The 24921-nt window shown below is 37.7% G+C and carries 13 protein-coding genes and 1 pseudogene; 11 read left to right on the top strand and 3 right to left on the bottom strand.

Annotation, left to right across the window (positions count from 1 at the left end):
* Positions 1–410: 410 nt before the first annotated feature.
* From dptF to dptH, 3 genes are read left to right on the top strand one after another with little or no spacing between them, the layout of a single operon-like run.
* Positions 411–2594, top strand: a complete 2184-nt coding sequence (dptF, locus tag NR125_RS09120) for a DNA phosphorothioation-dependent restriction protein DptF (protein WP_251267042.1) — start codon at positions 411–413, stop codon at positions 2592–2594.
* Between the two features lies 1 nt (position 2595).
* A complete protein-coding gene (gene dptG, locus NR125_RS09125) occupies positions 2596–3975 on the top strand; it encodes a DNA phosphorothioation-dependent restriction protein DptG (RefSeq protein ID WP_251267041.1) in 1380 nt (459 codons plus the stop codon).
* Positions 3956–9271, top strand: coding sequence for a DNA phosphorothioation-dependent restriction protein DptH (dptH, locus tag NR125_RS09130; protein WP_256815114.1), 5316 nt, complete (start codon positions 3956–3958; stop codon positions 9269–9271). The genes dptG and dptH overlap by 20 nt, the downstream gene beginning before the upstream one ends.
* Positions 9272–9616: 345 nt before the next feature.
* On the opposite strand, the gene NR125_RS09135 is transcribed toward dptH, so the two are convergent.
* Positions 9617–11266, bottom strand: a complete 1650-nt coding sequence (locus tag NR125_RS09135; protein ID WP_256815116.1) for a Sau3AI family type II restriction endonuclease — start codon at positions 11264–11266, stop codon at positions 9617–9619.
* A gap of 463 nt (positions 11267–11729) precedes the next feature.
* Here NR125_RS09135 and dcm point away from each other — a divergent pair, with 463 nt between their 5' ends.
* From dcm to NR125_RS09155, 4 genes are all read left to right on the top strand, one after another.
* Positions 11730–12986 (top strand): DNA (cytosine-5-)-methyltransferase, encoded by a 1257-nt coding sequence (gene dcm / locus NR125_RS09140; RefSeq protein WP_251267038.1) that lies wholly within the window; start codon positions 11730–11732, stop codon positions 12984–12986.
* Positions 12987–13247: 261 nt separating this feature from the next.
* Positions 13248–15944: a DEAD/DEAH box helicase gene (locus NR125_RS09145; RefSeq protein WP_256815117.1), complete on the top strand. Its 2697-nt coding sequence runs from the start codon at positions 13248–13250 to the stop codon at positions 15942–15944.
* A complete protein-coding gene (locus NR125_RS09150) occupies positions 15935–18601 on the top strand; it encodes a DEAD/DEAH box helicase (protein WP_251267036.1) in 2667 nt (888 codons plus the stop codon). Before NR125_RS09145 ends, NR125_RS09150 begins: the two co-directional genes overlap by 10 nt.
* Positions 18602–19032: 431 nt before the next feature.
* Positions 19033–19197, top strand: coding sequence for a hypothetical protein (locus NR125_RS09155; protein ID WP_256815118.1), 165 nt, complete (start codon positions 19033–19035; stop codon positions 19195–19197).
* A gap of 407 nt (positions 19198–19604) precedes the next feature.
* On the opposite strand, the pseudogene NR125_RS09160 reads toward NR125_RS09155, so the two are convergent.
* A pseudogene (locus tag NR125_RS09160) lies at positions 19605–19685 on the bottom strand (hypothetical protein); the annotation flags it as partial.
* A 360-nt stretch (positions 19686–20045) separates the two neighbouring features.
* On the opposite strand from NR125_RS09160, the gene NR125_RS09165 reads away from it, so the two are divergent.
* Positions 20046–20522 carry a carboxymuconolactone decarboxylase family protein gene (locus NR125_RS09165; protein ID WP_256815119.1) on the top strand — a complete coding sequence of 159 codons (477 nt, stop codon included), beginning with the start codon at positions 20046–20048 and terminating at the stop codon, positions 20520–20522.
* Positions 20523–20632: 110 nt separating this feature from the next.
* Here the strand turns inward: NR125_RS09165 and sigJ are convergent, their stop codons facing one another.
* Positions 20633–21508 carry an RNA polymerase sigma factor SigJ gene (gene sigJ / locus NR125_RS09170; protein ID WP_256815229.1) on the bottom strand — a complete coding sequence of 292 codons (876 nt, stop codon included), beginning with the start codon at positions 21506–21508 and terminating at the stop codon, positions 20633–20635.
* Between the two features lie 386 nt (positions 21509–21894).
* Between sigJ and NR125_RS09175 the strand changes: the two genes are divergently transcribed.
* From NR125_RS09175 to NR125_RS09185, 3 genes are all read left to right on the top strand, one after another.
* Positions 21895–23016: a sensor histidine kinase gene (locus NR125_RS09175; RefSeq protein WP_192908815.1), complete on the top strand. Its 1122-nt coding sequence runs from the start codon at positions 21895–21897 to the stop codon at positions 23014–23016.
* A 213-nt stretch (positions 23017–23229) separates the two neighbouring features.
* Positions 23230–23862 carry a response regulator gene (locus tag NR125_RS09180; protein WP_192908814.1) on the top strand — a complete coding sequence of 211 codons (633 nt, stop codon included), beginning with the start codon at positions 23230–23232 and terminating at the stop codon, positions 23860–23862.
* A 117-nt stretch (positions 23863–23979) separates the two neighbouring features.
* A complete protein-coding gene (locus NR125_RS09185; protein ID WP_192908813.1) occupies positions 23980–24912 on the top strand; it encodes an ABC transporter ATP-binding protein in 933 nt (310 codons plus the stop codon).
* The last annotated feature ends 9 nt before the right edge of the window (positions 24913–24921 follow it).

A 24921-nucleotide genomic window follows, 5' to 3' on the forward strand; every position in this document is an offset into this window, starting at 1 on the left:
AGTATGTAATTAAATTCTACCTAGTTTAAGGAGATTTAAACATTTATGGCTTATTAATAAATTTTTGCTTCACTAAATTTGGGTTCAACAAGATGAAGACAAGGGTAGACAAAAATTTAAAACAGAGGTGAGGAGTGGCTATTTTTTATTGTCCCTTGACTAATCTTTAGAATTAATATATTAAGCCCGAAGCTATACCCAGGATTGCCAAAAGTCAATCCGAGCTTTTTTACCCGTTGGAATTTTGAATTGAAGTAAAAGTAAAATTTGGTAAGAAAGGTCATATTCTCTCCAAAATAAGGCTAGAATGGTATATATTTAAGTGATTTATAGATATAAGTCAATTTGTAAATAATATACAAAAATAATATAATTAATACAAAGAGAACCAAAAAAGGGAGATTAGAACCGTGACGAAAGAGGTAATCTGGCAAAAGTTAGCGAGTCTTATAGAGATTGATTATAGTTTAATACATTATAGTGAACTACAAGGAATGTTGAGCAACAATCCAGCACTTGCTGTTGCTTATATGGATCCAGTGTTTTATGCTATTTCGCTTCAACGAATGAAACAGTTGACAAGCGCAGCAAAAACTGAAGAGATGTTTGAATCTTATTTTCAAGCATCCACGATTGAAACCGGATGGGAGTTATTAAAAAATAAATTTGCGATTTCAGCAACAGAATATGCTAGTGCCCTGGAATATTGTACGTTAAGCAGGAAGAAGTTTAAAAGTAACTTATCAGCTGAAGAAGCAGAACAGGGTTTGTCCCAAATACTCTTCATTGCAGAAAAACTAGTAATTGATGAATATAGAGTCGAGCTACCTTCTGATACCAGGTTAAGCGAAACAGAAACAGCAGTTACAATTGAAGGTGAATCAAAGAGGTTTTCAACTGAAAATGCCAGTACCACTAAAGAGAGTAAGTTTGTATCTATGTTGGAAGTATTGCAGTCTTCTTCTAAGGAATCGGTTGCAAACGCAGATTCTTTTGGAGGACTTCGTAGTTATATGCATGTGAAGAGGGACATTCAAAAGGATTTCGAAAAGATTTTGAACGATTTAAAGCAGAAGGAAAAGCCAGGCTTACTTCTTTTATGTGGTAGTGTTGGAGACGGTAAGAGTCACCTGCTAGCTTACATGAAGGAAAAGCACCCAGACCTTTTAGAGGGATTCTTTATTCATAATGATTCCACGGAGTCGTATGATTATGATAAAAACTCGTTGGAAACGCTTGAAAAAGTATTATCCCCATTTAATGAATCTGGAACCCCTAGTAGTCCTGTAATCATAGCCATAAATCTTGGTGTCTTACATAATTTTTATAGTAAACAACGAAAAGAAGGAAGATTCAAAGCTTTATGTGATTTTATCGAGAGTTGTGGCGTTTTTGATAAAGGGCAGCAAGGGAACAATCAAGACGGTGATTTTTATTTGCTTAATTTTGCAGATACACAGCCTTATGTTTTAACAAAGGAAGGACCAAAATCACCATTTTTCTTGCAGCTCATTGAAAAGGTGACGGCCCAGGATAATAGTAATCCATTTTTCTCAGCCTGGATCCAGGATAAGGAAAAAGGAATAACAAGTGCTGCACATTCAAACTATTATTTTCTACAGCATCAGGAAGTAAAAGAGTCTATTGTTCAGTCGCTGATTGAAGTGATGATCAAGAAAAAAGTGTTTATCTCGACAAGGGCGTTTTATAATTTACTGTTTGATATCATCGTACCAATTAATCAAGAATTAATCTCTACCGAGGCAGAAATAAAAGTAAATGATATGCTACCGAATTTAATGTATGGTCACCCTGATCGTTCCCCATTACTTGCTGCATTGCATGAGGTCGATCCTGTAAAAAGAAGGCTTGAAGCAACTGATCGGTTAGTTTCTAATTTAATGCTTAAATCTGATCCCTTCCACTATGTTAAGGAAGAGTTAGGGGAAAAAACGAGTATTGGCGCCTGGAAGCAGGTAAACAGCATGTATCAAGAGGGTAATCAAACAGAATTTGCACGACTGTTTGTAAGACAGTTTGCCTTGTTATATAGAAAAGATTATGATGAGGCCTATCGAGAGTATGTAAGCTATTTGTACTCCTTCTATAAGGGGGATGGAGAAGGCATAGGTCAATTGTTTGAGTTAATTGAAAAAGTAATTTATGAGTGGAAGGGTTCACCAAAGGATCGCTATGTTTTTGCTGACCCACCGAACAAGTTGTTTCGTGTTGCGTATCAAATCACTATTGAGCCTGAAGTAGATGATAACGTGTTTGGTGCAGCATCACAAAATGATAATGTAGAGCGTTTTACCTCCTCTATGAGACTTGGCTTTAATCAAGGGGGAAGGACTTTTTTATTTGAATTGGATTATCAATTGTATTCACTGCTTAAGCAGATTAATGGTGGGTATCGGCCGAATCGTCAGGATATCCAAGATGCACTTCAATTCTCGGAGTTTCATGATAAACTCCTGCAATCTGCAGATAAGAAAAACAATGTCCTTCTTGTTCATACACCCGATGGAAGCATGCGTGAGTTGAAGAAGCCGCGTTTTTCAAAGGCTTATTATGAAGTTGGAAAGGTGAATTAAGATGGTGTATCAATTAGATTTTGATAGGATTACTAAATTTATAGAAAAAAATGGGAAATATACCTTTAGAAGACGGTCTGTTACAAGCATTTTACCACTTCCGACAAGGGAACCTGAACGTGCGAAATTCGAGCGAGGCTTTTCTTCCATTACTGGTGGGGTAATTCGAAAAGTGTATGGTAAAAATATAGTTATTAATACAAATGATGAGAGTATAGAGGCTATTCTTGCAAACGGTAAATTTTCTCATGACTCAGACAAAGCCTTTTTTGAAAATTATTTAAAGGAACAAATAAAAGAGCTACACCTAGGAAAAGTCACAAATCTTAATGAATTAGAACGTATACCGTTGACTGAAAATACGGATGAGCGAAAGGGAGAAATCGATTTAATTCATTTCTTTTTTGATACATTCATCCGAAATGATGAAGAGCGACTTCGAGAGATTTTAAAAAAACAAGATGATGCTAATTTATTATCAGAGATAATGGCCCTTACTGTAGTAGCAACTCCATCATTAAAGAATAACAATAAAGCAAGCTATGGTAGTCCTTTTCCTCAACTAAAGGAACAATTCTTAAAGGATTTTGAGAACTTAGCAAGGAATCCTAGTTTCCTAGTTGATAATATTTCGTTGTTATTTGTTCATTATACATTTGCTGCTATGTCACAGCTTATCCTTCAAATGAATAAAGGGACACGGTTCAGCCAGCATGAGCTATTACCGGTCTATTACATTTTACAATGGGAAAAAGCTGCAAAGTGGCGAGACAGCTATAAGCAAGGGAACAAAATGTTGATGGGTGAGATGGACGGCTTTTTTGCTCATGAGCATGCGTTAAACATCTTAGGAATGAACACATTCTCAAATGAGAGCAACCAATTTTATCATGATATCTACCGCATGCTGCGAGAAGAAGGTACAGAAGCAGAACAGGACTATATTAAATCAATCTACAAGTGGCTGAAGGAAGTATACCAGGTGAAAACAAATATTGATGTGGAGGAATATTCCGAAGAGAAAACATTGGAGATGGCGTTTGATGATTTGATTCATGCTGTTAGAAAAGGTATTTCAAATGAAATCAACTCCAGGTATTTGAAGGCATTCAAAGAGATTATCTCAAAGTTTTTCCGGAAGCATGGTGGGTCACTTGGTACGATTCTAGCCTTGTCACAAGAACATCTATTAATGCTGGTGGCAGTATCCATCACTGAAGAACGAATTGAATTAAAACAATTATGGAAAGAACTCGAAAATCGTGGTGTATGGCTTGATCACCATTCAAAAGAGGAAGTAGTGAAGGTGCTTGACAAATTGAATTATTTGGAAAAGAAAAGTGATAGTGGGGATGCACAATATGTTAAATACATTTTATGACTATATCGGTGACCAGCTGGTTTCATTTTTTGAAAAAGAAGCCTTGAGGAATAAAATAGATCGATATTTCCTATATTTACCAACAGAGGGCATTATTACAAGTTTATATCAAGCCATTGGTAATCATGAGAGTAAAATACCCTTCCATTATCGTCATAAGGAGGGCTCTAAGTCATATGAAACTTACGCTCTCCAATTTGGGAAAATAAAATATGTAATAGCAACAACAAACCACACCAATATTGATTTTCTTGTTACTCTAAGGAATGAAATGAGTGAACAAAAAGGAGATTGGGAGAATACTTCGTTAATTCTTCTCTGTAATACTCTGAATGATTCAATCCGTGGAGGTAGTCGAGATTTAACAGGGGAGGGCTTACCACTTCATGTTAGTAATATCGCTGGAGATCTTGGCCAGTTATTGCTAGACAGTGAATTAAATGCAATCGAGCGGAAATATGCAAGCCATTATTTAAATAGAAGAGAGTCGGAACATCATTTGGAAAACTCTTCCTTTCTTGATTTTGAGGATGTATTAGCCCTTGTCAGTAAAGGAACTCTTGAACATGAGGATTATCGTTCACTTCAATATTTTTATGATTCAGGGCTTGAGGACCTTGTAAGGGAACAGGAATTTGAGTCTATTGGTTCGGCCAAATGGAAGCGGTTGGAGAAGAAAATTGATAAAAAGCTAACAGAGAATAATAGCGAACATGAGGAAATTGAAAGAATCCGCTCACTTGGTAATCCAAAGGAAAAGCTAGAGGAGGCCTATGACAAAGGTGGAACAAAGCTTAACAGAGAAGATTGGTATACCGTCGACTTTTCCGATGTCGAAGATTGGAAGGAAGCAACGATATCAAAGCGCGCAATTGAGTTTTATAGTGATAAAGTCAAAGTGAATATTGACTCACAATCAATGGCTTTTTGGAAACGCCCGAAATCAGATACTGCTGCGGGAAGAAGGAATTGGAGCTTCCTTATTTTTCACCCTACCTATAAAGAGGGGGAAAAAATAGAGATTACATTACCTTTTGATCGACATGTCAAGAAAGAGTTTTTAAATTCCACAAGTAAAAAGGTTGCGAGAACCAGTGGTCATTCTGTAATCGCCGAGTTAACTCTCGAACAAGATGGGGCTACCTTTGGTAGGGTTGTGTATAAACATGAAAATGCAACAAATGGGAATTACACCTTTACGTTTGTTGTCGTGGCAAGTGAGGCTACATTCTTTGAAGCATTTCGAACATCCTTTCAAGTAGTCGCTACCTCTAAAGCAAAAAAAGCGATTCATTTAACATTGGATAACCAACATTTGGTATTTGGTGCTGGATCCAAGGATATAAATCTAACAGAACAGGGACAATCAATTTCAATCGAAGATGGTGCAACAGTCCAAGCCACACCTGGATTACTAGAGGAAGATGAAAAGAACATTCGCTTTACAATTGTCACTCCACAATTTGAAATCCCAATCGAGGTAGCGGATGAGGTGCTGAAAACCATACCTATAAATGGAAGGATGTTATGGGAAAAGAAACGTAGTATCCAAAGCTCCTTTTTAACAGACCAAGAGGCGAAACGAGTCGAAATCGAAAATCTGCCATATGTTACGTTTGCAGAGGATCGTCCATTTTTAGTCATGGAATTTGACTGGATAAGAACTAGGGTTCGTCAAGCATCCATCAAGTTTAATGAATTAATCCCTGAACAGGTAGTACTACCGGAAGTGGTCGAAAAAGCATATGATGCTTTCTTAGATTCAATCGAACAAGCAGGAACGATTCCTTCTTTACTTTATTATACCGATGCGATTCGGGAAAAGGCAGAAGCATATGTAGAAGCCTATATTGAAGCTATTGATAACATTCGTGATCAACAGATTATGACGAATGAGGAGAGAGGTCTATTTTATCTAGGAACTGCAAGGGAAGAATATGTTATCTTTATGACACCTTTCTCACCCTTGAATGTAGCTTATCAATTGCAGATTATGAAAGAGAGTAAAGGGGAGGCCATTGATTCCAATATCCTCAATAAGCTTCATGCAGTTTACTCTCTCCCTTATCTTGTTTCATATGAAGGGAAATTGTTTAAACCAACGACGGATAGTCGACTACCTGAATGGCATGCTTTTTTACCTAGTGAAGAAGTGACTGTGGGAGAAACAAATACATATTTGGCCCAGGTTGTTGAGGAAAAGCTTGACCAATTTTGTGACCATTATGATTACCTGTTTTCATTAGACCCAAAAGCATCCATCCTATTAAACGTCATTAATATATCTAATGATAAAGAACTGTTACGTGGTATCGTAGCCTGGTTGAAGAAGCAGATCAAGGAGACAAATAGTTTATCCGGATTACGACCGATTGAAGTGGTTTCTTATCGGCAGGATTTTGATGGTTATAGTGCGTTTGATGAACTCAATGATATGGGGAATGCTGAAGAAATTGCCAATCGACTTGGTATAAAATTCTCGATGGGGGATTATTTAGCAGAGGATATCTTGCGTACAATTCAGCAGGTGTTGCGTTATTCGAAGCGAAATATCAATGAAAATGTGCAATATAGCCATATTACCTTCTATAAAATGAAAACAGAAGAGCAGGTGGTTAAGCAGTTAGTTAAGGATGCACCCAGTAGCATAAACCTAAATGGCTTATTTACAACTGTTACATCTTCGAAAAGTGAGAATGGCGGATATCGGGTAGGCTTTGGGACTGGTGGAGCCAGTGAGGCGGGTCAGTCGCTATTAGCGAGGTTTGCTGTAAAAATGAACGAATTAGCTGCTAACATGACTGATAGGGGTCAAAATCCTTATACAAAAGGAATTGCCTTTGCCATGCATATTAGTGGAGAGGACGAGGAGTATCTCTCCTCACTCTATAATCAATCTCACTGGTTGACGTTTATTGATCCTGTCCTGGATTTAAAGTATTTTCAAGAGTCGTCAGATAATCTTGTGATTGTTCATTACAGTGATCAACATTCATCTTCTAATCATTATGACGCGATTACAGTAACCGATAAATCAATCCAATATTTTAATGTTATTCATGATTTCTTGAAGTCCCAAAATGTAACAGTGAGTGATGAGAACATTGAAGATGTGATTAGATTGTTCAATACGTTTAATGGAGAGTGGCTTCTTCGCGCTGTACGAGGACGATCCCATGATAAACGTGAAAAAATGAGTGTTGTTTCTGCAATCAAACAGGCCCTCCTGCATTTTGACAACCCTGACGTACTTTGGGTTCCTGTTTCAATGGAAGAAATTGTGCGGGTTGCTGGTAGTGTCAAACTTAGCAAAAAAGATGGGCTTTTCTCAGGAAAAACAATTGGGAAACGTGGAAACTGCAGTGACGATTTGTTAATGATGGGGTTAGAAAAAGCTGAAGATGGATTGAAAATCCATATGTATCCTGTGGAAGTAAAGATCGGTTTGAACGATTCCAGTGTGATTGAAAAGGGGATTAACCAGGTAAAAGAATTAAAGAAACGCTTAAACGAACAATTAATAGAACAGGATACGTTCGATGCGCGTTTTCTACGGAACTTTTTCACAAGACTTTTCATTAACAATGCTTCAAAAATGAAATATAACAAAATATGGCCTGAAAAGGATTATTCTCTTGCTCCAGATGTTATAAATCAGTTGTTGAATGATGAATTTGAAATTGTCAATTCACTGCGTGCCGAACATGGACAAGGTCTTGTTATTTCGTTCAAAAAGGGTGCAAGACTACAGGTGAAAGAACGGCGCAAAGGTGTTATTGTACTAGAGCTTCCTGAACAAAGCGGGTATGATACGATAGCAAAACCGATGATTGAATTAGCTCAGAACTACAGGGAGCAACCTGTGAAAATTTATACAACTCCAAGTGGAATGTATGGCACAGATTACATTGCAGCTGAGGGTCCGGATGGGTATAAAAAGCATGAAGCTGGAAGTGGGGAGGATAATAAGGTAAGTGTGGATGGAACGGATAATGCCCAAAGTTATGAAGATGATAAGATAGCTGATACTGGACGAATTTCTGAAGATGTTGAGAAACAAACAGAAGGTAATATGGAACCTCCTAATGAAGATGTTGAGAAAACAGCAAGTGATGATCAATCTTCAGTAGAAGATGGAGTGCAAGAAGGTGGAAAGGGGCTAAACGTACCTACTTCTATTAAGTCAGCAGATGTTAAGAATTGCGTACGTCCACGAATAGGGTTAACAAACAATCAAGACATCTTCTGGGAATTTGGTCATTCAGGATTATCGAATCGACATCTTATAATCGGGGGACGTTCTGGACAAGGGAAAACCTATTTTATTCAGTCATTACTACGAGATTTATCAAGGGCAAACCAATCTGCAGTAGTCATTGATTACTCGAGTAGTTATACACGAGCACAACTAGATCCAGTCTTTATAGCGGAATTGGGCGAAAAGTTAAGGGAACGAATCGTGTACCATGAAGGGTTTCCGCTAAATCCATTCCTGCGTCGTGAGAAGGAAGTTGCAGGTGTCGTTGGTAAAGAAAAGCCGACTGAAGTAGCCCGTCGAGTTGTGGACGTTTTTTCATCTGTCTATAATGGCTTTGGTCCGCAGCAAAAAAGTGCCCTTTACGAGGCTGTAAAACGTGGCATCGAATTATACGATGACAAGATGAAGATGGAGCATTTACTTGAAATTTTAGAAGAATTGGACTCCTACTCCAATTCTGTGTTATCTTCAGTTATGACTAGAATTATCCAATTCGTTGATATTGATCCATTTGATTATGAATCTAGAAATCAGTGGGACGAATACTTTGCTCCTGGTGGAAACATTACAATTATCCAGCTAGCTGGATATGACCAAGATGAAATCAAACGTCTTATGGCTGAGTTTATTCTATGGGACCTATGGTATTACACGCAAAATGGAACAAAGGATAAGCCAATCCCAGTAATATTGGATGAAGCACAAAACCTCGATTTCTCAGATGGCTCACCATCTGCCAAAATCCTACGTGAAGGCCGGAAGTTTGGTTGGTCCGCATGGTTTGCTACACAAACCTTTAATAACTTCTCAAAGGAGGAGCTATCCATTCTTGATAATGCAGGAACAAAGGTATACTTCAATCCAGCAGAAAGTGAAGTACGTGTACTAGCAAGTAGGATTGGAAATGCAACACCTGATGAATTACGCATGTTGCAGAAGGGTCAATGTCTCGTACTAGGACAGTTTATACAAGCAGATCAGGGATTAGGTAATCCTTCGTATAATATTGTGAAAGTGCCGGCTATGAATAGTAGGTAGGAAATTTAAACAAATATTAATTGCTTGTGGCAGGAAAGTTCGTACCTCGAGGTCGATATTTTTAGCTGAAAGTGAGTCTTAAAAAGTAAAACACTTACAAATGATGTAATCCATCAAAATTTGTAAGTGTTTTATGTTTGATGAAAAACCTCTAAAAGAGATAGGTTTCGTATTGATTATACATATCTTTTACAGCTATTAGTCTTTGAAAAGGTATATTGCTCTATCATATTGTACTTATTTCTATAGAAAGATACCTTTCAAGTATCGAGAAATTTTTATTAAAAGCTATACTTAGAGTGGTATTAACGATTCCCGTAAGTTTTTTGTGAATTGAGTTTTATTCTACAACAAATCTTTAATCTGTTGATAAATATATTCTTTGCTTAACCACCATGCCTGTTTTGTCATATAATCGTCTGTAAAATTTTCTTTTTCACTATCTGGTCGATCTTTCCATTTTGCTGGACGAGGTAATTTCCTGGAATTATTCATTAATTTCTTTTTTGGAACCTCTTTTACTAACACGTCTTTATAGTATTGTGATTTATATTGAGCAACTTGAGCATCGGGGCGAAGATGTAAAATATCCTCAATAGACGGTTTTATGAAATTATTCTTTATTCTGATTTCATTATTCCCATTTTTAGTAAAAGTTAGTTCTACACCGTTTTTTAGTTTCTCTACCTCAGTCTTCCAAACTCTTTTAACTGGACCCTCTATATCATTAATAGGCATATTCCAAAATTTAGCTCCAGTAAAAATAATTTTCTCGGGGTTTGTTTCGTAGGAATCATTATTTTTTTTCTTATTAAAATCATTAAAGACTAAAAGTAGAAATTTTTTTCTTTCTAAGAAATCATAAACCTTAGAATCCTCCCAAGATTCATTAACCAGTTCTAAAAATGAAGGAATACCCATGAATTTAAAATGTTCTTTTGGTTGCGACATCCTTAAAGGAACAGTTTTTAAACTAATTTCAGCTTTTTCGATTTCTTCTGATGTGACATCATCTGTTGTGGTTGGCAAATTAAGAATTCCACGGATTATCATATTATTAATATTTTTTTGTGACTGACTCTTACGGACTTCGATACCAAGTTTTTTAATCAATTCACTTTGTTTCATTCCGTAATAGGGAGTAAAACGGGAGACAATAATTTCCTCTAGGGTTTTCTTTTTTAGCTCACTAATGTCCTTCACAATACTACTAACCGCTTCAGTATGATCTGGTCCAATGATATGATTATTTATTAGTTCATTAATGAATTTTGCTTTAAATGAATAGGCTCTAGGCTTTGCCGGGACATCTGAATACTTCTGCTTTGTATAATCAGCACCGGATGTGGACTTTGTACATGCCCCTAAATAATTTGTAAGCCCTTCGGATAATTGATCAGCTTTACCGGAGTTTATATATTCAGAAATTTTTTTCCAATCCTGCTTGATTATTTCTAAATCTTTCTTTGGTATCTCGATTACAGTTTCTTTAGGCAACCCAAAATTTTTTAACTCTGTCATTGAAAGTAGATTAGCATATGATACTCGGTATTTTGTCTTATCTTCAATCTTTTCTCCACTAGAAATTTTTTTCTTATGAGATACATCACGCCTATAATATTGAATCAACTCAATCAACTTATTCTTCTTCCAAAATGAACTTTGTTCAAATGATTTACCATATTCATTTTGGTAATTAATCTTATTTAAAACGAGCCTTTCCCCAGCAATGACTTTAGTTACTTTTCGCTTATTGATATTTTTTGTTTGTTGATCGATAGGGGTAACTTTTAATTCTACACCTGCTTCTGGAAAATCTGGTTCTGTATTATTATCTGCAGGATGGTCAAACCAGACTTGCTCTATTACATTACCTGGATATGATTTGTTATTCACATTTATAGTGCCATTTACATCGATTTCACCAAGTGTTTTTCCTACAGCTTCTAATGCTCTTTTATGTACTTTCTCCATCGTATTATAAACACTACTCAAAATAATTCACTCCTCCAACGGCAAACACATGCTGAATATATGGTATACCAATATTTGGTTGTTTTGGTAGCCTAGTAATTTACAAATAGTACTTCAAACAACTAGGCAACTTTTATATGGTGTCTCATTAGACATTAAACAATTGTGAAGAGTAACGATTGGATTACTTCTCCTTATAATTAAACCAGTTTTTTTATTCCACTCCTTTAATTTAATATGATTGATCAGCACCCTAGTATTTTCCTGAACTTTCTCCGTTAGTTCATAGCTAGTGACAACTTTTAATAGAATAACAGGTAAAAATAGAACAAACGTTTCGTATGGTGTTATAATATAGAAGTGAAATCTAATATATATTTATAATATAAAAACAATTTAATTTATAGCTTAAATGGTTGATCTTTTACTCAGTTTTTATTATAATGTGTTAAAGGTATATTTAGTACCGAAAGGATGTTCGAGAATGTTAAAGGTAATGGAATTATTTGCTGGTGTAGGCGGGTTTCGATTAGGTCTCCAGGCAACAAACGGATTTGAAGTAGTCTGGGGAAATCAATGGGAACCATCCAAAAAAGCTCAAGATGCTTTTAATTGTTATTCAAGACAATTTAAAGATAAAGGTGTTCATTCAAATGAAGATATAGCGAAAGTAGATGAAAAATTATTCAATGGCATGGGTATTGAGCTAATAGTAGGGGGATTTCCTTGCCAGGATTATTCTGTTGCTCGAAGCCTGTCCGGAGAGAAAGGGTTACAAGGTAAAAAGGGAGTACTTTTTTGGGAAATTGTGCGTTTAGTAACTGAAGTTAGACCTAAATATATTCTCCTTGAAAATGTTGATAGATTATTAAAATCACCATCTAAACAAAGAGGCCGAGATTTTTCAATTATGTTGGCAAGTTTACGTGATTTGAATTACTCGGTGGAATGGCGTGTAATAAATGCTGCTGAGTATGGACAAGCTCAAAGACGACGTAGAATATTTATTTTTGCAGTAAGTAATGATACGAATTATATGAAACAGATAAGCAATGTAGATGATTCACGGATACTACATGAGGATGGTTTTTTTGCCAAACCATTTCCGATACTTGACCAATCTTCGGATAAGCATAAACCTCATTCATTTTTATTACCTCAAGATATATTAGAGATATCAGATAGTTTCTCAAAGAAATATCATAATTCAGGAATAATGAGGGATGGAGTAGTATATACTGAGGAAATTATTCCGATGGTAGAGGAAGCAAAAACCTTAGGGGGAATTCTTCAATGCAATGTTGATGAAAAATACTATCTTAATGAAAATGCAATCGAAAAGTTTAAATATTTAAAAGGTGCCAAGAAAATAGAACGGACCGCTGCATCTGGTCATAAATATATATTTTCTGAAGGTGGCATGTCATTTCCAGAACCACTTGATAAACCGGGTCGGACAATGCTGACAAGTGAAGGTACTGTTAATAGAAGCAGTCATGTTATTGAAGATCCTGAGACAAGACGACTTCGCATATTGACACCTTTAGAATGTGAACGACTTAATGGCTTTCCTGACAATTGGACAGAAGGTATGACAGAAAGAATGAGATATTTTTGTATGGGAAATGCTCTTGTTGTTGGTTTGATAGAACGAATGGGCAATAGAATTTTGCAAATTGAGCAGAATGAATTAGAGTCTTTGAAAGAAAAACCACTGCAATTAAGCTTTTTTAATCATTAATATAATCGAGAAGTCGTGAAAAATCCTTGATGATATCATCAAGGGTTTTTCTTTTTATAGTTAATATTACATTTTCTATGAATTGAGTTAATTTTCAATTGTTTCTTCAAAGCTTCTCCTTGGCATTAACATTTCAAGTATATCGACATTACTTTTTTAATAACCTAATCAAATTTTTGATTTCCTATTTCTGGTATACTATAAATAGAAAATTTTAATTTTATTAGAAAAGTCAATATTTAATTACGGAGGAAGATATATATGCCATTTTTACAATGTTCTTGCGGTTCATTGCTAAAAGGTTATCAGTTGAGTCGAAAGGTATTATCTGCAGGTGAATATAGGCTTTGTGAGTATAAAGTGGGAGCTGCTTTGGAAGCGAGTTCATGGAGGGGTATTGATGAAGCAAACGAATGGATGAAGAATAAAGACGATGCCGTCTATTGTCCTAAATGTCATAATGAGATACCAATCGATCCCGCAGAAGTTGAAGTTTTATTGGATAAAAGAATTCCAGGGTTGAGCTCTAGTGAGTTTGATTCCATTGAAGTTATCGAAAAATTGAAACAGGTAAGCCAAAAGGAACGTGCTGAAATATTCGTTCATAGCATTCCAGAGAGTGATCCTGTATTTGGGGAGATTCATGATGAATTGCCAGAAAGTTTAAGGCGTGCCCTCAAACAGATGAATATAGAATCACTTTTTACCCATCAGGCTGATACATATAATGCAGTTAGAAAAAAGAAGGATGTTGTGCTTGTTACACAGACTGCTTCAGGAAAAACTCTGTCATTTAATTTACCTATTTTACATGGGCTATTAGAGAATGAAAATGCAAGAGCATTATATATTTTCCCAACAAAAGCTTTAGCTGATGATCAGGTTGAACAGCTTTATCGTTGGACAGGAGAAAAGGTTGAAGATGATTCCTACGAGCAGGATGAGTGGTTTGAAAGAACTATCCGATTAGGTTCTACAAACCTTCCTTATGGGCGTCTTGATGGGGATACACAGCCAGGATCAAGAAAAAGGTTGTTGAAGGATGGCAGAATTCTGTTTACCAACCCAGATATGATTCATCATTCTATTTTAAGGCAGGTTCAAGGAAACCATCAAACTTCCAATCACGTCTGTAACCTTCTGAAAAATTTGAAGTATATTGTCATAGATGAAATGCATCTGTACAGAGGGGCTTTTGGTAGCCATGTTTCATTGGTCATCCGCAGGTTAAGGAAAATTTGTGAGGAACTGGGTAATCGCGATATCCAATTTATCTTATGTTCAGCCACGATTGAGAATCCGAAATTATTAGCTGAAGAATTGACTGGAAAAAGCGAATTTACGTTAGTCGACAATGATGGTTCATCAAAGAGGAAACGTCATATCGTATTTTGGAATCCAGGAGTAACCCTGGATACAGGAGTGCGTAAAGCACCTGTATCGGATGCTATTTCAATTGCTGAAAATGTTCTTGTGCATGAAGAAAAAATCATTCGGACAATCATGTTCCAGGGATCCAGATTGCAAGGGAAAGTTACAGCGCGATCTATGAAAGATGTATTAAGAAAAAAGCTAAAACTAAAAAAGGAAAATGTAGCAGGGGTCCAGTTGTCTGCTTTTTATAATGGCATGCTAGGTGTTGATGAGAGAAAGCAGGTAATTAATGCCATTAAGAAAAGTGATGTCCATTTGGTAATAGCCACAAATGCTCTAGAAGTTGGAATTGATATCGGCGACTTAAGTTTTGCGATTTTAAGCGGTTATCCTGGGAGTAAGGCTGCGTTTTCGCAACAAATAGGCCGAGTTGGGAGAAAAGGTGAAGGGGTGGCAGTCATGATTTTTGAAGATGAGCCGCTTCAGCAGTATTACATGCAAAATCCAAATACCTTCTTGGAGAAGCCGCCAGAAGTGGTGAGAATTGATCCCAGAAACGCAGAACTATTAAAACTGCATCTTGCTTATCTACAGGATGAACTTGGTAGACCACTGTCAATAGAGGATTTGAAAATTTTCTTGGTAAAAGAGGAGGCTGCTAAACAATTACTTGAAAATTTAGAACCAACTAATGAAGAAGAATTGCCAAGGTCCAGTTTAAGATCAGGATCTTTGCAAAGCTACAAGGTCGTGGTAACAAAATCGCGTGATGTATTACTAGAAAGCATTGATGAGTGGACTGCATTCAGGGATTTTCATGAGGGTGCCATCTACTGGAATGCTAATGAAAAGGGTTATCGGGTTGATAGCATTAATCGCAAGAAATTAGAAATTCTTGTGACACCGATACGGGGAGAGATAGAATATTATACACAATCTATTTTTAAGGACTTTATCAATGTTTCAGAGGGAATATCTGTTCAGGAAAGCCAAAAGGTTATAAAATCTACGGGCATTTTAAATATAAAGAGGTCAATATTTGGATTTAATAAATCATATTTTGGTTCCCGGGTTCCTGATGTCGAGAATCTCAATCCCCCATTGGTAGCTGATTTTGATGCAGAGGGCATGTGGATAGTGTTATCTGACGAGTTAATACAAGAAGTAAAAGGTGCTTTAGGATCGGATTACTCTGAGGAAAAACTGGATGGGTCTATACGCGCTGCTGAGCATGTTTTACTGTCCGTTATTCCTGATACCATCATTTGTGATGCGAACGATATCTCCGGTTTTTCAGGTTTATCTGTTTCTGGGTTTGCTAATAAGCCTGTTATTGGTTTTTATGGCAATCAATCAGGAGGAATGGGTACGACCAAAGCAATAGGTGAACATATGGAAAGAATATCGAAAAGTGCAATTCACCTCTTGAACAATTGCTCATGCTCTGGCGGATGCCCTTCATGCATTCAATACCCTGGTAAGGATAATGACCATCTTTCCAAGATAGGGGCAAAGGCTATCCTTCTGCTGCTTAGCTATTCTATCAAGAATATTTTAAAGGGGGCTGAACTTAATTGCCTTTAGTATGTATAAATTGCCATACAGCAAAACAAAAGCAGTTATATTTTTATCAGATTAGTAGAAAGTACAAAGGAATCCCTTATAGAAGGCTGATTAAGCAGCCTTCTAATGGTCTTCATGTTGAATCGTGGATTAAAGATAATGATAAAATGGATAATACTCCAGACGGGGTATACTGCGACAACTGCCATAAGAGTTTAAATGAAGAATTTTTAACATTTGATGAGTTAGCTTTGCTTGCAGATAACAGAATGGAGACCTGGTCATTTAAAGATCAATCACTTGGCGAGGTGGTAGGAAATCTAACCTCCCTTGGCGATAAAATAGGTTCTTCTGTTGAAAGATACCATATTAATTCGAAGTCAGCTCAGTACGGGGAACTTGAGAAAGACTTGCCTTATCCCTTAGCAAACAACTTAAAAAAAATAGGTATTGAAAAACTATACTCTCATCAGGCTGAAGCGATTAATCGTATACGAAATGGTGAAAATGTAGTCATTACAACAGGTACTGCATCCGGAAAGTCTATGGTGTACACAATACCAGCACTAGAAACATTCCTAAATGATGAAAATGCAACTGTACTTTATTTGTCACCGCTTAAAGCGCTTACTCGTGATCAGCTTATGACTTTAGATACATTTAATGATAATGAAACTGAAAGTCAAGATTCTTTTGGATATAGAACTATTTCATTGGGAGGGAAAAAAGTAAGTGCTGGTGTACTCGAAGGAGGAAAGTCTGATTCTGTAAAGGAATTAACTTATGATCATGCAAGGTATTGGTTGACAAATGCACACTTCCTGCACTTTATTCTTCAAGGTGCTGTACATTTTAAACACAAAAGCAGATATATTCGTTTTTTTAAGAATCTTAAATATGTTGTAATAGATGAACTACATGCTTATAACGGAATTCTTGGTTCAAAGGTGGCAATGCTCTTGCGGCGCCTAAGGAACTTATGTAAAGCTCTTGGAAATATTGACCTTCAATTTATCGCATGTTCTGCTTCTATAGGGAATCCCAAGGAGCTTGCAGAGGAAATTACTGGATTAAAGGGTAGAAATGGATTTTCCTTAATTGACCATGATGGGAGCCCTGCTTATGAAAAGGAAATATTATTATGGAATCCGGGATTACTTGGCCAAAAATCAGAGCAAAGGACTAGAAGAGCGCCTATTTCAGAGGCTATTGAAATTTTAAAATCAATCGCAGCATCTTACCGCATGCTTCCCAAGTCAATATTCTTTTATGGCAATAGAAAGGCGGCAACGAATGCCAGCTTTGAATTAAATAATGCAATAAGATCAAGACTGGGTGAGGTACTGCAGGATAAAGAAGTGCCACTGGAACTGTTCTCTCCTTTCCATGCTCAATTGAATTGGTACAAAAAACAAGAAATTATGGATAAAATAAAAAAGGGAGAATTGGTTGGTCTGGTGTCAACTTCTGCCTTAGAGATGGGTATTGACATCGGAGATTTAAGTTTGTGCATTATGATAGGATACGCCGGGAGCAAAGCTAGCTTCTTGCAACAAGCTGGTCGTGTAGGCAGAAAGGGTCCTGGCTTAATAATACAAATCTTTCAAGAGGACCCTTTAGAACAATATTATGCAGCCAACCCTGTAGAATTTATGGAGCGAGAACCTGAACATGTAACGATTGATGTTTCAAATCCTCTTATTGTTTCTGAACATATGCAGTATGCCGCTTATGAAGTTAATGGGAAATTGACTTCCCCACATAACTACTTTAAAGTTTCTGCTGCTAAAAAAGCAGATGGCTTTGCTGAAAAGATGAAAGAAGTAAAAAAAGGTTTGTGGGAATTAACAGATAAAAATGTTATATATAATAACCTATTAAAAGGTGGTAGGGTCTACACTGTGATAAATCAATCCACAAAAGAAGCTATGTTTGAGGGAGTGGATGATAGGTCATTACTAAGGGACTATCATTACGGTTCGGTGTTTCTTTATAATCAAAAAACCTATAAGGTGACGCGAATCTTATCCAATAAAAATGAAGTATGGACTGTTCCTTTTAAGGCTGATTATACAACAAGAGGACAAGTTAATGATTCAATAAACGTCTCAGGAGAAGTCTCCACTCAGCCGGTTAATGATTTAATGGAATTAGGAAAAGGAAAACTCGTGATAACAAGGAGACTATGGGGATATAAGAAAGTAAACCTATTTGGTGGAGGCACATCAAATCTTATCGAAGACAGCAATATGTATCCGGTAAAATACTCAACAGATGGGTTGTGGATTCAATTCACATCAGAAAAAATAAATGAGTCAGCGTTGCATGTACTGGAGCATGCCATTGCTTCGGCAATACCTACAATCGTAAAGTGCTCCCATAGTGACTTTTCATTAATATCTTCGAGTAATTTAAAGGAATTTGAATATCGTCCAACTATTGTTTGTTATGAAGCAGATGGTGGAGGCGCAGGGATTATGGAAGCAATAGAATCCAGATTATCTCATATCTTAAAAAAAGCATTAGCAATCTTAAAAGCTTGTGAATGTGAAGATGGTTGTCCTAACTGTACCCACTTATCGATTTGTGAACGTAACAATGAAAATCTTGATAAAGCGGGCGGGGTTGAGTTTTTAGAGAATGTATCGTCTTCAATTGCATTCACAAAGAGGTTTTAAGCACGAAAGAAGGCTAAGCAAAACAGAAAAGTTTAATATGTTTTCCTTCTGTATTCCATATTATGAGCGGTGTAATAGCTAAGGTTCTTTTGCTTTCGCTTAGAAAGCAAGAGAGCCGTTTTGTTATTTTGCACATTAATTCATGTCTTATTGTGGATGCTCAGTTTAACTTCCAAAACAGAATTCAGTTTTGTTTTAATAATCAGACTTTTCCGATTTTAATTAGCGGAAGTTGCCTTATAATGTAAACAAATTAAAATATTCATAATTTAATTAAAAAAAGTTTCCTAAAAGTTAGTAATTGCCCAGGCAGGAGCGACAAGTGCGGATGGTGAACTGGTTCAAGAATGCTGTGCACATCTAAGGGGGGATCTTATGATTACATTGAGTTGGAAGAGAGCAAGAAGTCATTTGTTAGGAGGCACATCGGTTTGGACTCAAAGTTGGCTCACATGCTATTGGCCGTCCTGGATTACAACATTGTTCGCAAATTGGAACACAGGAAGGAATTCTTTCTTATGCACGAAAAAAGCAGAGGAAATCGCCAAACATTCATCGGAATGGATTTAAATCCTATCATAACCGGAATATCTTAAATGGAGCCGGTTCAGATACGGGTTCACCATGCACATCTCACCGTGCTCTGCTGGATGAATTGTATACCATGTATGAGTTGATTGATTCCTGATACAAAAATGTGCAAAAAACAGCAACAGTAAATGCCGGGAAAATTTTAGGACGTGACCTTGGGCAAATTAAATAGGGCTGTTTGAACTTCAACGCTCTCTAACTCAATTTTGGTTACTTAAATGGAATATCTTAGTTCTCCTGTATTAACTCTCTATAAAACGAAAAAGCCAATTTACTATTTTTCATTTCATTCAGTTAATAGGTTTAGGAGCATCTTATCAGTAATTTAAGAGCTAAGGGAAACGCACTTATTATAAATAGAGAATGGTCGATATAATAGTCGGCTATTCTTTTTTGTGTTGATATCACCCCAAAAATGGGCTGCTGCCGTAATGCCGATCTTGGTTTCAATCATGCTGCCCACCATACACTCCATCCCGCAGACTTCAGCGAGCTGACAATCTGGCCACTTGTTGAAACGCAGTTGAGGGACTGTGACCGATCAGGTACTGTTGAAAATACCAGATACTTTTTTTCTTTCAAGTTGTCTTTCGATGCACCGGTACCATTACCCTTTCCAAGTTTTACACTTAAATCATTTTTTCTCAATCGATGTCACAAAAAAAATCCCAGCATCGTTATATTTATGAACAGGATTAAAGGAGGGGGGACAACAAATCAAGGGAGAATGATAAACAGAAAACGATGACGTAGGAACATTAGATAAACTTCAGTTTGAGACCGTCAAAAAAGTTATAGTCTTAGATTAAATACTAAAAGAAATTAATTATAAAAGAAAAGGGGTACAACAATAATGACACAACGTATTAATTACATGCAGCAATCTCCGGAATTTGTTAACAAGATGATGGAACTGAGCAATGCCGAGAAGGAAAGCTCAATTGAAGAGAAAATCATCCACCTCGTTCACATTAGAGCTTCACAAATCAATGGATGTGCATTTTGCGTGGATATGCATATCAAGCAGGCAAAGATCCATGGCGAGAGAGAGCTTCGCCTTTATCATATCCCGATTTGGCGCGAATCCACTCTATTTAGCCCGCGCGAACGAGCAGCGCTTGAATGGACTGAGGTTTTGACTAAACTGCCTGCACACGGTGTTTCTGATCACATTTATGACAGTGTTCGTGAGCAGCTATCAGAAAAAGAACTATCAGATCTTACCTTCTCCATTACGGCAATCAATGCCTGGAACCGTATCAGCATAGCTTTCAAAAATGTGCCGGGTTCTGCTGACACAGCTTTTGGATTGACTAAAGCTGGGCTATGAGTGGTATAAACCTGAGATTATGATGGGCTTTTATAGATTGAATCAAACAAAAGGGACCGGTAAGATGGAATTGACATCTTACCGGTCCCTGTATAAATAGAACCTGAATGCTACCTTAATACTCCTGTATGCTTCAGTTTATCGGGGTTTCGGATAATGTATATGTTACGGATCAAATTTCCCTCTGCATGAATGATTCCCACTGTATGAATGCCGTCATGGGTTCTTAAGATATAAGCAGGTTGTTCGTTAATTTGACTGATTTCCATTTGCAGAGTTTCCTCAACCATTGATGCTTTGCGTAAAACGCCGAGAAGAAAGCGAACAACGTGATCACTCGTTTTAATTGGAAAAATAGCAGCCTTTGCTTTTCCTCCTCCATCAGAGACCAGTATAACATTAGGATCAAGCATAGATACCATTCGCTTCATGTTCCCCTGTTTGAGTGCTGCCAGAAAGTCAGTAATCAGTTCGTTAGGGGCTGTTTCAGTATGAACAAGCTCTTTAGAGGTAATCCCCATTTTTGCACGTGCACGACTGAACAGTTTACGGCAATTCACCGTGCTTTTTTCCGTAAGCTCTGCAATTTCTTCATAGTCAAAGCCCAGTGCCTCACGCAGGACAAAAACAACACGCTCCGCTGGTGTAAGCCGTTCAAGCAGGACGATCATCGCATAAGACAATAAATCACCCCGCTCGACTGATTCTATAGAATCGTCACTCGAACTCGATTGAAACAGGGGCTCTGGAAGCCATTCCCCCAAATATTGCTCCCGTTTTTTGCGCGCCGATTTTTGTAAATCATAACATCGATTTGTGACCATTTTACAAAGATAAGCTTTAGGCTCAGATAGCTTCTCCTTTGGAACATCATATAATTTCAAAAAAACATCATGCACAACATCCTCTGCATCAGAGACAGATCCTGTCAATTGATAGGCGAGCTTAAACAGCAATCCTTTATATTGCATGTACATTTCTTGCATCTTTTTCACTTCCAATCTTATTGTGCCAAATGCTGATTCTAAGCAAAGGCTACAAAAATAAAACGAGTAAAGGAGGGTTTTTGTGACAAATAGAAGATCTGCTCCTGAAATTGTACATAACTCGTGGTACTTATTATGTGATGGCTTAGGAAGAGTTTGTTTTTTTACTAACTATAAACGGCTGTGGAGTTGAAATACCACTTTCTAGTAAATATATAGCAGTAAATGAAGGGCGACTTTTTCAAAAACAGGTGAATTTACTATAAGACTTGGATTTTATATATATTATATCTGACCCACGTTGCTTGTAAGAACAAAATATGGTTAATTTGGTTATTAAATGATAAAATTTACAGTTGTAAACCCTTAAGAAATGGGGTCATAATATGAAATCCTACTGGCTATGGATCCTATTAAATATGGTTGTTTGGCCTTTTGCGATTGCTTATCTTAACCTTCCTATAAATAAATTGCCAGTTTACATATTTGGAGTGGCATTTTATTTCCTGCTATTTTTTCTCGTTCCTTTGATCGAGAAAAAGCCCATTGTTTTATTTTTCATATTAGGTACTAATACGATTATTGCAGTAGCAACCCTGTTTCCCTACAATGATCATTTTAATCCCTTTCTAATTCTCATCCTTTCCCTTCTAATCGCTGAGGGCTTTTATCGGCTACCGTTTCGATACAGTATAGTGAATGGGGCAATTGCTGCAATCGCATTAGGGTTCACCACTTTACATAGTAATCTGGGCTGGTTCCTTCAGACTTTCATAACTGTATTTATCCTTTTCCTTTTGATTGCTCTCATCCATTATAAAAAAAACAAGGATCATCTCATGGATCTGGAAGCACGCCATGAGGCTATTTTCAGTGAATTTCGCGATTTAAAACGGAGAGCTGTCTCAGAGGAGGAGGTTGCCAGGCAAGAGGAGCGGGTCCTGATTGCCCATGAAATCCATGATTCAGTTGGTCATAAGCTGACCGCCCTTATCATGCAGCTCGAAATGTTTCGTCTGCAAACCTCTACGGACGAAAAGGAAAGAGTGGAATCATTAAAGGAACTGGCTAATGAAAGCCTCAACGAAACACGCAGGGCCGTAAAATCTCTTAAGGCAAATGACACCGGCGGGCTTCCTGGCATCCTGCGGTTAATTCGCAGGCTCGAATTGGAAAATATGATGCACATTCATTTCTCCGTCAAATACGGTGCCTTTTCTGCCCCGTTGACTGGTGAACAATCCTTTGTGATCTACAGATCAGTCCAAGAAGCATTAACCAATATCATGAAGCATAGTGATGCAAAAGAAGCAGAAATCACCTTCGAAGCACCAGGCGGCAGCATATTACGATTTGAAATTCGAAACCCGTTCATTGGAACGGAGGGCTATCACGAAGGCTTCGGACTAAGCCAAATGAGGCAGCGATTAGAGAAGCATAATGGTGGTTTGAAGGTGTACCAAACTGAAGGACACTTCATAGTTAACGGATTTATTAAAATAAGGTAGTTCTAGTAAAGGCTTTTGGGCGCTAATTTAAATATAATCACTGAGTTGATTGAAGCGGAAGGTGTGAGACTCCTGTGGGAGTAGCGAACCAGGGGAGACCCCGCAGACGCGCAGCGGCGAGGAGGCTCCCGGTAGCCCCACGGAAAGCGAGTGCCTGCAGCGGAAATCAACGGGCAAAATTCAAAGACAATCTATAAGAATAGAGGTGATACCATGATTCGAATACTCCTCGCAGAAGACCAGGTAATGGTAAGACAGGGCTTAAAAATGATGATTGAAACCGAACCGGAGTTCAAAGTCACAGGCGAAACAGATAACGGCAAAGAAGCCATCGCCCTTTGTGAAAAAATGCAATTTGATATTGCCATTCTTGATATCCGCATGCCTGTAATGGATGGACTAAAAGCGGCAAAGACCATCCAATCCCGCTGGCCACAAACCAAGATCTTAATGCTGACAACCTTTGATGACGATAATTATGTCATGGAGGCGCTTCGCATCGGCGTGAGCGGCTACATTCTAAAAAACGGTGACACGGATTCACTGCTCCGTTCAATCCGAAGTGCACTAAAAGGCGGTTTATCCATAGAAGAAGGAGTAGCCGCAAAAGTTGTTCCCCAGCTAATGAAACAGCAGGACACCAAGGAACCCGATCCTTCTCTAACACCCAGGGAACGGGCCATTCTAAAATGCATTGGAGAAGGGCTCAGCAATAACGAAATCGCAGAACGTCTTGCTATTTCTACAGGCACCGTAAAAAATAACACAAGCCAGATTTTGACGAAACTGGATTTAAGAGACCGGACACAGCTCGCCATCTATGCCATCCGCCATAACCTTGTCTAATTCAGAAAAAATGATGAAAGTAATGGTGAAATACATAACTCGTGACGGGAGACAGTAGTGATGCTGTTTCTTTTTTTATATCCTGAACGTATCAACTAAATAAAGGAGTGTGGAACCATGCTCGAAACCGTAAAACTGACAAAAAGCTTTAAAGATAAAAAAGTGGTGGATGAAATTAACCTATACCTGCATACAGGCGAATCAGTCGGCCTGCTTGGACCAAACGGCGCAGGTAAATCAACAACAATTTCTATGATTGCATCCCTCATTAAGCCGACTTCCGGGGATGTAAAGCTTGATGGAAAAAGCACGATCCAAAACCCTTCTGATCTTCGAAAAGTGCTGGGGGTAGTCCCACAGGAAATTGCGCTATATGAGGAGCTATCAGCCTATGAAAATCTGAAGTTTTTCGGAAAAGCCTACCGGGTGGAGAAAGAGACCTTAGAAGTCCGTATTCAGGAAGTACTGGATATGGTTGGCTTAAAGGATCGCCAAAAGGAGCTGATTAAAACCTTTTCCGGCGGGATGAAACGAAGAATCAACATCGCTGCTGCGCTGCTGCATAACCCGAAAATCCTTATACTCGATGAACCGACTGTCGGCATTGACCCCCAGTCACGAAACCATATATTAGAAACCGTTCGGGAATTAAATCAAACCCAGGGCACGACCGTCCTGTATACGAGCCATTACATGGAGGAAGTTGAGCAATTATGCAATCGGGTCTACATCATGGACCATGGAAAAATCATTGCTACTGGCAGCAAGGAAGAATTGCTGAGCATCTTATCCAGTGAAGATACCATTGGGATTCAGCTCAGCAAGAGAAGCGAAGCATTCACGGACAAAATTAAAACGCTGCCGGATGTCCTCCAAGTAGAACAAACGAGTGAGGGCCTTCGCATTCTGGCAAAAAAGAATCATCATCTTTTGAGCAGCCTTGTGCACGCTGCTGAAAAAGAAGGCATTCAAATTATGAACTATCAAGTAGAAATTCCAAGCCTGGAGGACGTCTTTCTGCACCTGACAGGTAAAACATTGCGGGATTAAGGAGAGATG

Source organism: Cytobacillus sp. Bac17 (assembly GCF_024519925.1).
In the GTDB taxonomy this organism is placed as follows: domain Bacteria; phylum Bacillota; class Bacilli; order Bacillales; family Cytobacillaceae; genus Cytobacillus; species Cytobacillus pseudoceanisediminis.